The following is a 13,884-nucleotide window of genomic DNA, read 5'->3' on the forward strand; positions in this document are numbered from 1 at the left end:
AAAGCCTTGATACTCGTTCATGCAGCGTTGAAACCGCCTCGCCTGACCTTCGTCTCAAGCTTTTTCGTACGGAGCCTAAAGTATCGGGGAAATGAGCCGGGCGACCCGCATGCCGATCTTTTGCAGACGGTGGGTCTCCCGGCTTTCCTGTTTGGCGATTTCGTGGGCCTGGGCGAAATCTGCCTCCAGCATCTGCTCGACCTCTGTGGCGAAGGGGGTATCCACCGTCAGGAGCATCACTTCAAAATTCAACCGGAACGAGCGGTTGTCCAGGTTCGCGCTGCCGATGGCGCTGATTTCCCGATCGATCAACACCACTTTCTGATGCAGGAAACCCGGCTCGTAGCGGAACACCCGTACCCCGGCGCGGACGGCTTCGAAGGCGTAGAGGCTGGAGGCGGCGTAGACGATCCTGTGGTCCGGCCTGGAGGGCAACAGAATGCGCACATCCACCCCCCGCAACACCGCCAGGCGTAGCGCGGCGAATACCGCCTCGTCAGGAATGAAATACGGCGTCGTGATCCATACCCGTTCGCTTGCCGCATGGATCGCTTCGACGAAAAACAGCGAGCACGTCTCGAAGGCATCCGCCGGCCCACTGGCCAATAACTGGCACAGCACGCCGTCCTCCGGATAGGTGTCAGGCAGGATCAGGGGCGGCAATGAGCGGGCAACCCAGAACCAGTCCTCGGCAAATGATTCTTGCATGCTTGCAACCACTGGGCCGCTCACCTGGACATGGGTATCGCGCCACGGCGCCAGGGGCGGCATCTCCCCTAGATATTCATCGCCCACGTTATGGCCGCCGACGAAGCCGAGGACCCCGTCCACGGCGACGATCTTGCGGTGATTACGAAAGTTCACCTGGAACCGGTTTAGCCAGCCACTGCGGGTCGCGAAGGCTTTGACCTGAACGCCTCCGTCGCGCAGGGCCTGGACATAACGGTGGGGCAGGGAGTGACTGCCGATACGGTCATACAGCAGATAAACCGCTACACCTTCGGCAGCTTTCTTCAACAGCAACGCCTGCAGACGTTGACCGAGGCGATCGTCATGGACGATGAAGAACTGAATCAGGACGGCTTCCCTGGCGTTATCGATGGCTTGGAAGATGGCCTCGAAAGTGGCCTGTCCGTCGATGAGCAAGCGTACCTGGTTGTTCGCCAGGCAGGGCGTGCGCCCCAGTTTCGGCATGGCGCGCAGCGAGGCGTACGCCTGGGAAGCGCGTGCGGCCAGCGCCTCTTCCACCCAGGGGCGCCAGTTCAGCTCGGAGACGGCCTTGCGCATTTCATCGTTGGCCTGCCGGCGTGCCTGGATGTAGCCGTCGAAGGTACTGCGGCCGAAGACCAGATAGGGAATCAGCGTCAGGTATGGGATGAACACCAGTGACAGGGCCCATGCGATCGAGCCTTGGGCCGTTCGCACCGTCAGTACCGCATGAACCGCGGCGATGGAACCCAGGGTATGAAGCAGCGCGATGAGGTAACCGAAAACATGCGGGCCGAAATAGTCCATGGAGTCGTCTTGCTCCTGAATTCCAATTGCTTAACAGACCATGTTCCAGGACGAATGTCGCTAATTAATTCACCTGTGCCAAGCCTGAACCGAAGCCCATGGACGACGTCTAACGGCCACCTGTCCTCTGGAGTTCTTGCAATGAATGTTCGTCTGCTGGGTTTGGCCTTGGCGGTTGGCTTATCTGTTCCTATGGCCGCTCAGGCGCAGATGCTTCAGCCAGGCTTGTGGGAATTGACCACTAGCAACATGAAAGTCGATAACCAGAACCTGCCGGACCTGCAGCTGATCCTGGGCCAGTTGCAGAACCAGATGACCCCGGAACAACGGGCCATGCTGGAGAAGCAAGGCATCACCATGGGCGGGAAAGGGATCCGGGTGTGCCTGACGCCCGAGCAGGTCCAGACCAATGACATCCCCTTGCAGGACCCGCAATCGGGATGCAAGCAGCAGATCACCGAGCGCACCGGTAACCAGTGGAAGTTTCGCTTCAGCTGCCCGAAAGCCCAGGGGAGTGGGATCGCGACATTCCAGAGCGATCGTGAATTCACCACCAAGGTCAACGGTACGTTCAATGCCACCGGCATCCAGCAGAACGGCAGCCTGGATACCCGTGCGGTCTGGCTGGGACAGGATTGCGGAACGGTCAAGCCGAGGGCTTGACCGACCGCTTGAGTCAAGGCCGACTCAACGCGTCGTACAAAGTGTTGAGGTTGTATTCGAACAGGCCGATAAAGGTGCTGGCCGATCCACTGGCAGCCAGGGCATCGGAATACAGCGTGCCACCGATATGCGCGCCACTTTCGTCGGCGATCTGTTTGAGCAGGCGCGCATCCTTGATGTTCTCCATGAATACGGCCTTGACCTTCGCCTGGCGGATCTGGGTAATCAGCGCTGCGACTTCAGCGGCCGATGGTTCCCGTTCGGTGGACAGGCCCTGGGGCGCCATGAACTCGATGCCGTAGGCCTGTCCCAGGTAACCGAAGGCATCATGGGACGTCACGATCTTGCGATTGCCGGGTGGCAGTGAACCGAACCGGGTCCTGGCTTCAGCGAGTAGCGCATAGATCTTGTTCAGATACGCTTCGCTGTTGCGCACGTAGTCGGCTTTGTTGGCCGGATCCGCGGCTTCCAGCGCCTTGCTGATGTTGCGTACATACAACTGCGCATTCGCCAGGTTGTGCCAGGCGTGCGGGTCGGGGACTGTCTCGCCGTCTTCGTCCAATGAACGGGGAATCACTCCGCGGCTGGCGCTGATCACCGGCGCAGCGGTTTCGGTACTGGCCACCAGGCGATCCAGCCACGGCTCGAAGCCCAGGCCATTCTTGATGATCAATTTTGCACTGAGCAGCGCCTTGGCATCGTCGGGTGTGGGTTCGTAGGTGTGGGCATCGGCGTCGGGCCCCACCATGTTGGTGATCTGGACATGCTCGCCACCGACCTGTCGGGTCATATCGGCAAGGATGCTGAAACTGGTGACTACCTGGAGCCTTTCGGCGGCGGACAAGGACATGGATAACAGCAGGCTGAACAGTACGAGCAGGGCGCGCATCGGAAACACCTCATGGGGATGTGAGCAAAGGCGGGCGGCGCAGCAAACCATGTACCGGACCGAACACCACGGACAACAGATACAACCCGCCCGCCACCAGTACGATGGCTGGCCCGCTGGGCAGCGAGAAGTAAAACGACAGCAACAGGCCGAACCCTACCGAGAGACAGCCGAGCATTGCCGCAATGAGCATCAGCGTCGGCAGGCGACGGCTCCAGAAACGCGACGCGGCCGCCGGCAGCATCATCAAGCCTACGACCATGAGTGCGCCGATCGCCTGGAAACCGATCACCAGATTCAGGACCACCAGAGTCAGGAACACGCCATGGGCCAACGGTCCGAGCCGGCTGACGGTTTGCAGGAACAGCGGATCCAGGGTGTCGAGCAACAGGGGGCGGTAGATCAGCGCCATGGCCATCAGGCTGATACCCGACACCCAGAGCATGCCGGTGAGTGTCGGTTCGTCCACCGCCAGGGCCGAACCGAACAACAGGTGCAGCAGGTCCAGACGTTTGCCCGCCACCCCCAATATCAGCACACCGGCCGCCAGTGAAATGGGATAGATCGCTGCGAGACTCGCATCTTCTCGCAGCCCGGTGCGGCGGGTGATCCAGGCAGCCAGTCCGGCCATGCCCAGGCCCGCGCCGAGTCCCCCCACTGTCAGGGCGGGCAGGCTCAGGCCGGCGAACCAGAACCCCAGCGCGGCGCCGGGCAGGATGCCGTGCGCCACCGCGTCGCCGATCAGGCTCATGCGGCGCAGGATCAGGAACACACCCAAGGGCGCCGTGCTGCATGCCAAGACCAGGCCGCCAAGCAAGGCCCGTCTCATGAACACAAACTCCTGGAAAGGCTGCCAGAAGTGGATGGCCGCAAGCATCAGGCCACCCTTGTGCAAGGTTGCTGCGCGATCAATTCATGGCTGCGTCCCAAGGTGCAGCCGGAGTGCTTGATCAACAACGTATGGGGAATATGCTCGCGCACCGCAGCCAGGTCGTGGCAAACCACTACGAGCGTGCGCCCCTCGGCGTGCCAGCCATGGATGTGTTTCCACAGCAACGCCTGGCCTTGTTCATCGAGGGCGGCGTGGGGCTCGTCGAGCAACAGAAGTGGCGCTTCGGTCAGGCTCAGGCGAGCGAGCAGGGCCCGTTGCAGTTCGCCTCCCGACAGCGCCATCAGCGGGCGATGTTCCAGGCCACGCAACGCCCAATCTTCCAGAACGGTGTTGAGCCGCTGGCTGCGCAAGGCTGGCGAATCCCTACGACCCCATGCGCCAGCGACCACCAGCTCCTGAAGGCTGATGGGGAACTGACGATCCAGATGTTGTTGCTGCGGCAAAAACGACACGCCACCGCGGTGCCGGACTTTCAGCGTGATCTTGCCGGACAGGGGCTTTTGCAATCCTGCCATCACTTTCAGCAGGCTGCTTTTGCCAGAACCATTGGCGCCGACAATGGCCGTCAGGCTGCCGGCGGGCCGTTCCAGATACAGCGCGGGCGTTAGCGGTCGTCCTGGAGGCCCCCAACGCAAAGCCTGGCAGTCGATCATGACCGCTCCCGGTTCCAACGACTTTCGGCAACTGCATCATGGGCGTGAAGGCTTTCGGCATGAACCACACGGACATCGAATGCGACAACGTCTTTTGAACGGCGCAAGGCCAGACTGAGTCGTCGAGCGGCATCCTCGCAGAACATCAGGTTCTGGCCGTTGGCGAGGGCGAATGCCTGTTCGTCGGCGCGCTTGACTGCGGTTTGCACGGCGGTGCCCAGTGCCGCTTCGGCTTCGTTGATCAGAAATTGCAACGGCAACTCAATCACGGTCGTAGCCAAGCGTATACCCAGGGTCGCTGTGCTGCGCTGGCTATGAGGGGTGGCGACGATGCCTTTGGAGGATCCTAGCCAGGCCAGAATTTCTGCATGCTCAAGGGCCTTATTGGCAAAGTCGTTCACAAACTGTTGCTGAATCAGCTGACGAGCGAGGGCCGCCGAACAAGGGCACGTAGATGAATAGGGAATCTCGATGTTCAGTTCCACGTGGAACATTGCATGTTTCTGATGAGCCTTGATGCTTATCGGATAGCGTTTCCAGCCGCCAAGGGGACTGACCAGCGCCGGGCGTTTGAGTAGCAATTCGGTATGGACGGTCAGGGACGCAGAGCTCGAGAGGCCTTCATGGCTGGCGAGGAATTGCTGCAGGACTCGCTCCAGCAAGGAAGGCGACAGGGGCTCGCTCTCGAGCATTTCCAAGGCAAGATACAGCCGGGACATGTGAATACCCCGGGCATCAGCGTCATCCAGGCTGACTCCAGCGTCTGCCTTTGCACTCAGGCGCTGGCCTTCGATCAATACCGGTATCGCGACGCCGTGCATGCCCACCCAATCGAGAGGACCGGCTTGGCGTGAGGCCTGCGCAGCGACGTCTGGCAGCGTTAACGCGTTCATGGGTTAGATCCATCGTGAGGTCAGATTTAATGTTATAGTGTAACAATTAGCCCGGCCAGATCTTTTTCATGAATAGAGTTTTAATCTGTTCGTTCCACGTGAAACATCAGCGGGAATCCTGACAACCGCTGACGCGTCCGCATACAAATTCTCCTGCGCTACCACCGGAGCTGGAGAAGCGATTGATGGTCGTCCAACCGACGCGGCGGCTGTAGCCAATCCAACTTTCACCGTCGGAAGCCAGTCCTGTGAAAAAGGTCAATTGCCCATAGCGACTGTTGGTCTGCGCCCAGTAGCGGCGCCTTTCTGCGTCAAACCCCCGAAGATAAATCGTATTTCCGGCAGTCATCACGCTGTAGGTATTGCCGCGCTCATCCGCACACGACAGCAAACTCGCGCTACGTGTGCAGTTTGCTAATAAAGCGCTCTGGCCCTGGGGCGATGCAGGTGATGAAAACGATAGAAAAAGCGCGCAGGGCAATAAAAATACGAAAAAAAACGCATGGAGATTTCCGATGATGGACATTGCAGGGTGGCGTAGATTTATTGTTATAGTATAACGTAAATCACAGAACGAGTCGCAGCACGCTGATGCAGCGTCAGCAACGGCCGCCCCGATGAGGATACAACCCATGCCCAATCGCCTTCCTGTTACGGTGCTGTCCGGATTTCTCGGCGCCGGCAAAAGTACTCTGCTCAACCATGTGCTGCGCAATCGCGAAAAACTGCGTGTTGCCGTGATCGTGAACGATATGAGCGAAATCAACATCGATGGCAGCGAGGTTCAGCGCGATGTCACCCTTAGCCGCGCTGAAGAAAAATTGGTGGAGATGAGCAATGGTTGTATCTGCTGCACGCTGCGCGAAGATCTGTTGGCCGAAGTCGGCCAGCTCGCCAGGGAGGGGCGCTTCGACTATCTGCTGATCGAATCCACCGGCATTTCGGAACCCTTGCCCGTGGCGGAGACCTTCACTTTTCGCGATGAAGAGGGGCGTAGCCTGGCCGATGTTGCCCGACTCGACACCATGGTGACGGTGGTCGACGGAGTGAACTTCCTGGCTGATTACCAGGCCGCCGAGAGCCTGGCCGCCCGAGGTGAAACCCTCGGCGAAGAAGATGAGCGCTCCATCACAGACCTGCTGGTAGAACAGATCGAATTCGCCGACGTGATCCTGATCAGCAAGATCGATCTGATCGGTCGTCAGGAACGGGAAGAACTGACCGCGATTCTCCAGCGTCTCAATACCCAGGCACGGATCCTTCCCATGGTCATGGGGCAGGTGCCGTTGGAGGAAATACTCGAGACCCGTCGTTTCGACTTCGAACGCGCAGCACAAGCACCCGGCTGGCTACAGGAATTGCGTGGCGAGCATGTGCCGGAGACCGAAGAGTATGGCATCGCCTCGGCGGCCTATCGGGCACGCCGACCGTTTCATCCCGAGCGTTTCTTCAGCCTGATCGACCGCCCATGGACCAACGGCAGGCTCCTGCGCTCCAAGGGTTTCTTCTGGCTGGCCAGTAAGCCGGAAGAGGCGGGCAGTTGGTCCCAGGCTGGAGGTTTGATGCGTCATGGATTTGCCGGCCGTTGGTGGCGATTCGTGCCCAAGAGCCAGTGGCCACGGGACGAAGAAAGCACTGCCGCCATCCTGAAGAACTGGCTCCCGGGCACGGGAGATTGCCGCCAGGAATTGGTCTTCATTGGCCAGGACATCGATTTCGAATGTCTCACCGCAGCGCTGGACGCCTGTCTGCTTACGAACGAGGAAATGGCCCTGGGAGTCGAAGGTTGGCGCCTGCTGCCGGATCCATTCGGTGCATGGCACGACGAGGTTGCGGCGTGATCTTGGCGGCCGGCCTGAAACGCGGACAGATCCGCCAGGTCCAGGGCGATACCCCTCGGGCCCTGACGCAGATTCTGGACGATGGCGTCAATCTGGCGGTGTGGCAACGCCAACTCCCGCTGCACATCAGCGATTTTGCCGCGATGGTGCTTTCCATGGAACAGTCTCTGGCGCAGTCGTGGGTGCTCGATCTGCCAGAGGAGGACACCCAGCCGGAGCTGAACGGTCTGGCTGCCGGTTTCAGCGATCTGCAAGGCTACGAAGGGTTCAGGGCTGATGTCGCCTGGCTGGTCGGCGCGTTTGCCTGCCTGCTGGGCGCCACGCGTGTCGGCCTGCGCCTGCGAACCCTGGACAAGGCCATGTGTCCGCGTTTCCACGTCGACCATGTGCCGGTGCGGCTCGTTACCACCTATGCCGGCCCCGGCAGCCAGTGGCTCGAGGAAGGCGCCATGGATCGCCGATGGCTCGCCCACCCTGAGGCCGAGCCCAGGGATCCACAGATGATCCAACAGCTTGGCCACGGTGACGTGGCCCTGCTCAAGGGCGAGAAATGGCTGGGCAACGAGGGATTTGGCCTGATCCATCGCTCGCCGGAACCGACCCAGGGGGAGCGCCGACTGATTCTTACGCTGGACTGGCTTGCCTAGGCTCTTGCAGCTCTGTACTCGGCCGCGCCCCGTTTCGCCTGCCTGGCCTTCCTCACGGGACTTCGCATAGCGCCTAGGGTTTGAGCCAGCTTCCCTGGTTTTTCCCTTCACAGAACGGCTTGAGGTAGGCGGCGTCACTGGCCACACCGTAATAGTGAATATCCTGGCGATAGGGCATATTGGCCACCTGGGCGTCGCTGCAGATGCCGAACGCACCGCCAGGACACTGATCGACGTATTGCACCTCGACTTTCTGCCCGGCCAGGCTTGGCTGGCAGAACCCGTCGGCGAACAGCTTTGGTGGAATGCTGCGGTTCTGCTGGCATACTTTCACGTCGAGCCGCTCCGCCTGGCTATGGACCACGCAAGCCTGGGCCAGCACCTCGCTCGAAGCCAGTGCCAGTAATAAGCAGCCAATCACCCGCATTTTTCACCTCCATCGAAAGCCGTCGCCCATGCTGCAGAACATTCCCACCCATGTCATCGCAGGGCCGTTGGGGGCTGGCAAGACCAGCCTGATCAGACAATTGCTCGCCCAGCGCCCGGCCGACGAACGCTGGGCCGTGCTCATCAACGAGTTCGGCCAGATCGGCCTGGATGCTGCGCTACTGACCCAGGCGGCCGATGGTATCGCACTGGGGGAGGTTGCCGGAGGCTGCCTGTGTTGCGTCAACGGTGCGCCGTTTCAGGTTGGCCTCGGTCGATTATTACGCAAGGCCCGGCCGGACCGATTGTTCATCGAACCTTCGGGCCTCGGTCATCCGGCGCAATTGATGCGCCAATTGCGGCAAGCGCCGTGGCTCGGCGTGCTGGCGGTCCAGCCATGCGTGCTGGTGCTGGACGCCCGGGCATTGTCAGACGACAAGCCGTTGGCTGATGCGCAACGACAGACGCTTCCCACCGCCGGACTGCTGGTGCTGAACAAATCCGAAGGTCTCACGGACGCCGATCGTGCCCGCGTGATGGAGCGGCTGCCGGCGATTCCATCGTATTGGACACAGCAGGCGAACTTGCCCATCAGCCGTTTGCCGGGCCTGGCCGCAACGGGAGGCGGGGTTGTGGGTAACTTGAACGTGCCCAAGGACGTGGGTCAGCTCCCGGCTGTCTGGAGCGATCCAACGGTGCCGATCTGCCTGCACCAGCAGCAGGAGGGGGGCTGGAGCATCGGTTGGCGCTGGCATCCGAGCCAGCGTTTCGACACGGCGGCACTGACGCGATGGCTGCAAGGTCAGGTCTGGAAGCGGGCGAAGCTGGTTATCCACAGCACCGAGGATTGGGTTTCAGCCAATGCACTGGAGGGGGCGGCGCTGGATTGGCAAAGCAGCGAGTGGCGGCAGGATTCCCGGCTTGAATTGATTTTCGGCGAGCCGCAAGACGTTCCGACCCTGCAGGTTGGCCTGGCCAATTGCCGACGGTCATGAGTCAGCGGTGGTTCAAGGCTTCCACTTGTTGTGTTCCTGCCGCCATTGGCTCAACTCGATGACCTCGGCCCGAGGCCTGGCCTGGACCGGTTCAGCCAAGGTTTCGGGCGACTCTTCGAACGGCATCGGATACGGCGCCAGCTCGATGTGTGCGCTGTGGGCGCCGAATTGGGTGATAGTGCCCGAATGGCGGGACTCGCCAGTGACTGTGAACTCGAAATTGTAGATCCGCGCCAGGCGCCGTCGGCCACTGGCATCCTTCACAAACCCGATCTTCTTCAGCGCGACGTTGCCATCCAGCAGCTCGATCCTGAGGTTGGCACAATGCTGCATGACCCTCGCCAATGCCCGTTCGCGCAAGCCGTGGTTGTGCCACAACCAGGCGCCACCGGTAGCCAGCAGCATCAGCACGAAGATGTTTCCAAGAGTCAGCATGAACGAAGTGCTCCAACAAGTTGCCGTCAGCTTAACTGTGTCGCCGGTCTGTCGTACAGGCTGTGTTTAGTCGCATACTGCGCGGCTTGAATTTCAATCGTTTTACGGAAACCACCCGCATGAAACGTACGCCTCATCTGCTCGCCATACAGTCTCACGTGGTATTCGGTCATGCTGGCAACAGCGCCGCCGTGTTTCCCATGCAGCGGGTCGGGGTCAACGTCTGGCCGCTCAACACCGTGCAGTTTTCCAATCACACCCAGTATGGCCAATGGGCCGGGGAAGTTCATGCGCCCCAGCAGATACCGGCATTGATCGAAGGTATTGCGGCGATTGGCGAGCTGGGTCATTGCGATGCGGTTCTCTCCGGTTACCTGGGCAGCGCGGCCCAGGGTCGGGCGATCCTGACCGGCGTGGCCCGGATCAAGGCTGCCAATCCCAAGGCGCTGTACTTGTGCGACCCGGTCATGGGGCATCCGGAGAAGGGCTGCATCGTCGCGCCCGAGGTGAGCGAGTTCCTGCTGGAAGAGGCCGCCGCGGTAGCGGATCTGATGTGCCCGAACCAACTGGAACTGGACAGTTTTTCCGGGCGCAAGGCGCAATCGCTGCTCGACTGCCTGGGCATGGCGCGTGCGCTGCTGGCTCGTGGTCCCAAGGCCGTGCTGGTCAAGCACCTGGCGTATCCTGGCAAGGCCGAGGACAGCTTCGAAATGCTGCTGGTAACCGCCGAAGGCAACTGGCACCTGCGGCGACCATTGCTGGCATTCCCGCGTCAGCCGGTGGGGGTAGGCGACCTGACATCCGGATTGTTTCTGGCGCGGATACTGCTGGGTGACAGCCTGGTGGCGGCGCTTGAATTCACTGCCGCCGCGGTGCATGAGGTATTGCTGGAAACCCAGGCGTGCGCCAGTTATGAATTGCAACTGGTGCGCGCCCAGGATCGCATCACCCATCCACGTGTGCGGTTCGAGGCTGTGCCGATCCACTTGTGACCGACACCGCTCCAGCTTCCGTCAAGGCGCGTCCGCCTTGATCTCCTGATAGCGCTTCTCCAGCTCCTGGCGAATCTGCCGGCGTTGCTGGGCTTGCTCGTAGCGGCGCTTGGCTTCGCTGTTCTGTGGCTGCAAGGGCGGTACGGGGGCGGGTTTGCGCTGGTCGTCCACCGCAACCATGGTGAAGAAGCAGCTATTGGTATGGCGAACCGAGCGCTCGCGGATGTTCTCGGTCACCACCTTGATGCCCACCTCCATCGAGGTGTTGCCGGTGTAGTTCACCGACGCCAGGAAGGTCACCAACTCACCGACGTGAATCGGCTCGCGAAAAATCACCTGATCCACCGACAAGGTCACCACGTAGCGGCCAGCGTAGCGGCTGGCGCAGGCATAAGCGACTTCGTCGAGGTATTTGAGCAGGGTGCCGCCGTGGACATTGCCAGAGAAGTTGGCCATATCGGGGGTCATCAACACCGTCATCGACAGTTGGGCGTTTCCGGGTTCCATAACGTTCTCACGGATCAAGGCAGCGATTAGGGAAGTGCACCTCTGCGGGCGCTGGTCAGTGGCCTGCTCGACCTTTTTGCAAAACCACCGATATCGGGACGCTGCGCCTGTGGCTGCCGTCACGCGTCGATGGATCTGTTTCCTTATATTGCACCGTCTTTTTGTCAGAAGTCGCGGTGTTAACCTGCAAAAGCCCATCGCGAGGGCATTTCCTACAAGAGAAACGGACTTATCCAGTCGGCGACAGGGAGCCCTACAGATGCATGCCATCAACTTCATTCAAGACTTGGCGATCATCATGCTGGCAGCCGGGCTGGTGACGGTCTTGTTTCATCGTTTCAAGCAACCGGTGGTGCTGGGCTACATCGTTGCCGGTTTCCTCATCGGTCCCCATACACCGCCGTTTGGCTTCATCCACGACGAAGACACGATCAAGACCCTCGCTGAGCTCGGGGTGATCTTCCTCATGTTCTGCCTGGGCCTGGAATTCAGCCTGCGCAAGCTGTTCAAGGTGGGTGCCACGGCATTCATCGCCGCGTTCCTCGAAATCGTGTTGATGATCTGGATCGGTTATGAAATAGGCCGCTGGTTCGACTGGAGCACCATGGACTCGCTGTTCCTGGGCGCGATCCTGGCGATCTCTTCGACCACGATCATCGTCAAGGCACTTAACGACCTGAAGATGAAGAACGAGCGTTTCGCCCAGTTGATCTTCGGGGTATTGATCGTCGAGGACATCCTTGGCATCGGTATCATCGCCTTGCTGTCGAGCATCGCTGTCAGCGGTACGGTGAGCTCCGGCGAGGTGTTTTCCACGGTCGGCAAGCTTTCGCTGTTCATGATCGTCGCGCTGGTGATTGGCATCTTGCTGGTGCCGAGGCTGCTGGCCTATGTGGCGAAATTCGACAGCAACGAGATGCTGCTGATCACCGTCCTGGGCCTGTGTTTCGGCTTCTGTCTGTTGGTGGTGAAGCTTGAGTACAGCATGGTGCTGGGGGCTTTCCTGATCGGTGCGATCATGGCCGAGTCCCGACAGTTGCTGAAGATCGAGCGCTTGGTGGAACCGGTACGCGATCTGTTCAGTGCGATTTTTTTCGTGGCCATAGGCCTGATGCTCGACCCGGTCATCCTGCTGCAGTATGCCTGGCCGATCGCGGTGATCACGGTCGCGGTGGTACTGGGCAAGATGCTTTCCTGCGGCCTGGGTGCCTTTATCGCTGGTAATGACGGACGCACATCGCTGCGGGTAGGGATGGGGCTTTCACAGATTGGCGAATTTTCCTTCATCATCGCTTCACTGGGGATGACCCTGCAGGTCACCAGCGACTTCCTTTACCCGGTCGCAGTCGCCGTCTCGGTGCTGACCACGCTGCTGACGCCTTACCTGATCCGAGCCGCGGATCCGTTGTCCGTCAAATTGGCGACCGTGGTACCGCAACGGCTGTCGCGGGTATTGGGGATGTATGGCGAGTGGCTGCGCAACATCCAGCCCCACGGTGAGAATGCGTTGATCGCTTCCATGATCAGGCGGATCTTGTTGCAGGTAGGCATCAACCTGGCCCTGGTGATCGCGATCTTTGTCTCGGGCGGCTATTTTGCCGAGCGCATGTCGGTTCATATGCAAGCCTGGATCAGCGACCCAAGCTGGCAGAAAGCATTGATCTGGGGTGGGGCGCTGCTACTGTCGCTGCCGTTCCTGATCGCCGCGTACCGCAAGCTCAAGGCGCTGTCGATGATGCTGGCAGAGATGGGGGTGAAGGCGGAAATGGCCGGCCGCCATACCCAGCGCGTACGTCGGGTGATCGCCGAAGTGATCCCGATCCTTTCGCTGCTGGTGATTTTCCTGCTCCTGGCAGCCTTGTCGGCCAGTATCCTGCCGACCAACAAGTTGCTGGCATTGATTGCAGTGGTGGCAACGGCCGTAGCGGCACTGCTCTGGCGTTGGTTCGTCCGGTTGCACACCAGGATGCAGGTGGCCTTGCTGGAGACCCTGGACAACCACAAGGAGTCGTCCGGGCATTGACCGGCCCAGGGGGTCAGCTCTCCAGCCAGACATCCCGTGCCCAGTGCCAGACGGACTCCCAGGTTTCCTCGGCAAGCAACTCGTCTTCGGCCTGCCACAACACGACGGTGCCGTCTTCTTCGACGCAGTAGTAGTCGTCGCCGTCCTGACAGATCGGGATCAGGCTGCGGTCGACACCGGCATCCCAGGCGTTGGCGGCCACGTCCGGCAGGTAGGTATGGGATTGTGGATCGGTGACGGTCACCGGCTCCAGGCTGCCATAGACGACATCGCTGACGGTCAGCAAAAACTCTCTGAAGACAAACGGGATGTCGATGAACAGCTGTTCTTCGATTTCTACCAGCAGGTCTTCGTCGGGCAACTCCAGTGGAACCGGTACGGGTTCGTTGGCTTCACGCAGTTGTTCGATAATTTCTTCCACGTCCGGGGATCCTCTTTCTCGATGGCGCGGTTTGTATGGAGCGGTTTATACAGTAGCTCGCCATAGATGCAACCGCGAAATAGAAAACCCCG

Annotated in this window: 16 protein-coding genes; 6 read left to right on the plus strand and 10 right to left on the minus strand. The window is 60.2% G+C overall.

Annotation, left to right across the window (positions count from 1 at the left end; translation table 11 throughout):
* Positions 1 to 75: 75 nt before the first annotated feature.
* Positions 76 to 1,515 (minus strand): cardiolipin synthase, encoded by a 1,440-nt coding sequence (cls, locus tag BW992_RS07350; protein WP_072397354.1) that lies wholly within the window; start codon positions 1,513 to 1,515, stop codon positions 76 to 78.
* Between the two features lie 141 nt (positions 1,516 to 1,656).
* Between cls and BW992_RS07355 the strand changes: the two genes are divergently transcribed.
* Positions 1,657 to 2,178: a DUF3617 domain-containing protein gene (locus tag BW992_RS07355; RefSeq protein WP_072397352.1), complete on the plus strand. Its 522-nt coding sequence runs from the start codon at positions 1,657 to 1,659 to the stop codon at positions 2,176 to 2,178.
* 13 nt (positions 2,179 to 2,191) lie between these two features.
* Here the strand turns inward: BW992_RS07355 and BW992_RS07360 are convergent, their stop codons facing one another.
* The 5 genes from BW992_RS07360 to BW992_RS07380 all read right to left on the minus strand — a co-directional run bounded on the left by BW992_RS07360 (position 2,192) and on the right by BW992_RS07380 (position 6,031).
* The gene (locus BW992_RS07360; protein ID WP_076405894.1) at positions 2,192 to 3,067 is read right to left on the minus strand and encodes a metal ABC transporter substrate-binding protein; all 876 of its coding nucleotides are present in this window, start codon (positions 3,065 to 3,067) and stop codon (positions 2,192 to 2,194) included.
* Positions 3,068 to 3,077: 10 nt separating this feature from the next.
* Complete coding sequence (locus BW992_RS07365) at positions 3,078 to 3,944, minus strand: metal ABC transporter permease (protein ID WP_072431345.1); 867 nt, start codon at positions 3,942 to 3,944, stop codon at positions 3,078 to 3,080.
* Entirely contained in the window at positions 3,944 to 4,612 is a 669-nt protein-coding gene (locus tag BW992_RS07370) for a metal ABC transporter ATP-binding protein (protein WP_076405897.1), read from the minus strand. Before BW992_RS07370 ends, BW992_RS07365 begins: the two co-directional genes overlap by 1 nt.
* Entirely contained in the window at positions 4,609 to 5,505 is an 897-nt protein-coding gene (gene folE2, locus BW992_RS07375) for a GTP cyclohydrolase FolE2 (RefSeq protein ID WP_072431347.1), read from the minus strand. The genes BW992_RS07370 and folE2 overlap by 4 nt, the downstream gene beginning before the upstream one ends.
* 106 nt (positions 5,506 to 5,611) lie before the next feature.
* Positions 5,612 to 6,031, minus strand: a complete 420-nt coding sequence (locus BW992_RS07380) for a glutamine synthetase (protein WP_076407331.1) — start codon at positions 6,029 to 6,031, stop codon at positions 5,612 to 5,614.
* A gap of 106 nt (positions 6,032 to 6,137) precedes the next feature.
* On the opposite strand from BW992_RS07380, the gene zigA reads away from it, so the two are divergent.
* Positions 6,138 to 7,346, plus strand: a complete 1,209-nt coding sequence (zigA, locus tag BW992_RS07385; RefSeq protein ID WP_076405899.1) for a zinc metallochaperone GTPase ZigA — start codon at positions 6,138 to 6,140, stop codon at positions 7,344 to 7,346.
* Positions 7,346 to 7,993: a DUF1826 domain-containing protein gene (locus BW992_RS07390; protein WP_172834651.1), complete on the plus strand. Its 648-nt coding sequence runs from the start codon at positions 7,346 to 7,348 to the stop codon at positions 7,991 to 7,993. The genes zigA and BW992_RS07390 overlap by 1 nt, the downstream gene beginning before the upstream one ends.
* A gap of 73 nt (positions 7,994 to 8,066) precedes the next feature.
* On the opposite strand, the gene BW992_RS07395 is transcribed toward BW992_RS07390, so the two are convergent.
* Positions 8,067 to 8,420, minus strand: coding sequence for an NADH:ubiquinone oxidoreductase (locus tag BW992_RS07395; protein ID WP_072397335.1), 354 nt, complete (start codon positions 8,418 to 8,420; stop codon positions 8,067 to 8,069).
* Between the two features lie 28 nt (positions 8,421 to 8,448).
* Here BW992_RS07395 and BW992_RS07400 point away from each other — a divergent pair, with 28 nt between their 5' ends.
* The gene (locus tag BW992_RS07400; RefSeq protein WP_072397333.1) at positions 8,449 to 9,414 is read left to right on the plus strand and encodes a CobW family GTP-binding protein; all 966 of its coding nucleotides are present in this window, start codon (positions 8,449 to 8,451) and stop codon (positions 9,412 to 9,414) included.
* 12 nt (positions 9,415 to 9,426) lie between these two features.
* Here the strand turns inward: BW992_RS07400 and BW992_RS07405 are convergent, their stop codons facing one another.
* Positions 9,427 to 9,849, minus strand: coding sequence for a DUF3301 domain-containing protein (locus tag BW992_RS07405; protein ID WP_072397331.1), 423 nt, complete (start codon positions 9,847 to 9,849; stop codon positions 9,427 to 9,429).
* Between the two features lie 119 nt (positions 9,850 to 9,968).
* Here BW992_RS07405 and pdxY point away from each other — a divergent pair, with 119 nt between their 5' ends.
* Positions 9,969 to 10,841, plus strand: a complete 873-nt coding sequence (pdxY, locus tag BW992_RS07410) for a pyridoxal kinase PdxY (protein WP_072397329.1) — start codon at positions 9,969 to 9,971, stop codon at positions 10,839 to 10,841.
* A 21-nt stretch (positions 10,842 to 10,862) separates the two neighbouring features.
* Here pdxY and BW992_RS07415 read toward each other — a convergent pair whose 3' ends face one another.
* Positions 10,863 to 11,348 carry an acyl-CoA thioesterase gene (locus tag BW992_RS07415; protein WP_072397327.1) on the minus strand — a complete coding sequence of 162 codons (486 nt, stop codon included), beginning with the start codon at positions 11,346 to 11,348 and terminating at the stop codon, positions 10,863 to 10,865.
* A 259-nt stretch (positions 11,349 to 11,607) separates the two neighbouring features.
* On the opposite strand from BW992_RS07415, the gene BW992_RS07420 reads away from it, so the two are divergent.
* The gene (locus tag BW992_RS07420) at positions 11,608 to 13,371 is read left to right on the plus strand and encodes a cation:proton antiporter (protein ID WP_072397325.1); all 1,764 of its coding nucleotides are present in this window, start codon (positions 11,608 to 11,610) and stop codon (positions 13,369 to 13,371) included.
* Positions 13,372 to 13,384: 13 nt separating this feature from the next.
* Here the strand turns inward: BW992_RS07420 and BW992_RS07425 are convergent, their stop codons facing one another.
* Positions 13,385 to 13,792, minus strand: coding sequence for an SMI1/KNR4 family protein (locus BW992_RS07425; RefSeq protein WP_072397323.1), 408 nt, complete (start codon positions 13,790 to 13,792; stop codon positions 13,385 to 13,387).
* Positions 13,793 to 13,884: the final 92 nt, after the last annotated feature.

Origin of the sequence: Pseudomonas sp. 7SR1, assembly GCF_900156465.1 — a bacterium.
Taxonomy (GTDB): Bacteria; Pseudomonadota; Gammaproteobacteria; order Pseudomonadales; family Pseudomonadaceae; genus Aquipseudomonas.

Coding starts and splice junctions, on each gene's coding strand:
- BW992_RS07415 (WP_072397327.1), bottom strand. CDS start 11,348: ATGGAACCCGGAAACGCCCAACTGTCGATGACGGTGTTGATGACCCCC.
- BW992_RS07420 (WP_072397325.1), top strand. CDS start 11,608: ATGCATGCCATCAACTTCATTCAAGACTTGGCGATCATCATGCTGGCA.
- BW992_RS07380 (WP_076407331.1), bottom strand. CDS start 6,031: ATGTCCATCATCGGAAATCTCCATGCGTTTTTTTTCGTATTTTTATTG.
- zigA (WP_076405899.1), top strand. CDS start 6,138: ATGCCCAATCGCCTTCCTGTTACGGTGCTGTCCGGATTTCTCGGCGCC.
- BW992_RS07395 (WP_072397335.1), bottom strand. CDS start 8,420: ATGCGGGTGATTGGCTGCTTATTACTGGCACTGGCTTCGAGCGAGGTG.
- pdxY (WP_072397329.1), top strand. CDS start 9,969: ATGAAACGTACGCCTCATCTGCTCGCCATACAGTCTCACGTGGTATTC.
- cls (WP_072397354.1), bottom strand. CDS start 1,515: ATGGACTATTTCGGCCCGCATGTTTTCGGTTACCTCATCGCGCTGCTT.
- BW992_RS07365 (WP_072431345.1), bottom strand. CDS start 3,944: ATGCTTGCGGCCATCCACTTCTGGCAGCCTTTCCAGGAGTTTGTGTTC.
- folE2 (WP_072431347.1), bottom strand. CDS start 5,505: ATGAACGCGTTAACGCTGCCAGACGTCGCTGCGCAGGCCTCACGCCAA.
- BW992_RS07370 (WP_076405897.1), bottom strand. CDS start 4,612: ATGATCGACTGCCAGGCTTTGCGTTGGGGGCCTCCAGGACGACCGCTA.
- BW992_RS07400 (WP_072397333.1), top strand. CDS start 8,449: ATGCTGCAGAACATTCCCACCCATGTCATCGCAGGGCCGTTGGGGGCT.
- BW992_RS07405 (WP_072397331.1), bottom strand. CDS start 9,849: ATGCTGACTCTTGGAAACATCTTCGTGCTGATGCTGCTGGCTACCGGT.
- BW992_RS07355 (WP_072397352.1), top strand. CDS start 1,657: ATGAATGTTCGTCTGCTGGGTTTGGCCTTGGCGGTTGGCTTATCTGTT.
- BW992_RS07360 (WP_076405894.1), bottom strand. CDS start 3,067: ATGCGCGCCCTGCTCGTACTGTTCAGCCTGCTGTTATCCATGTCCTTG.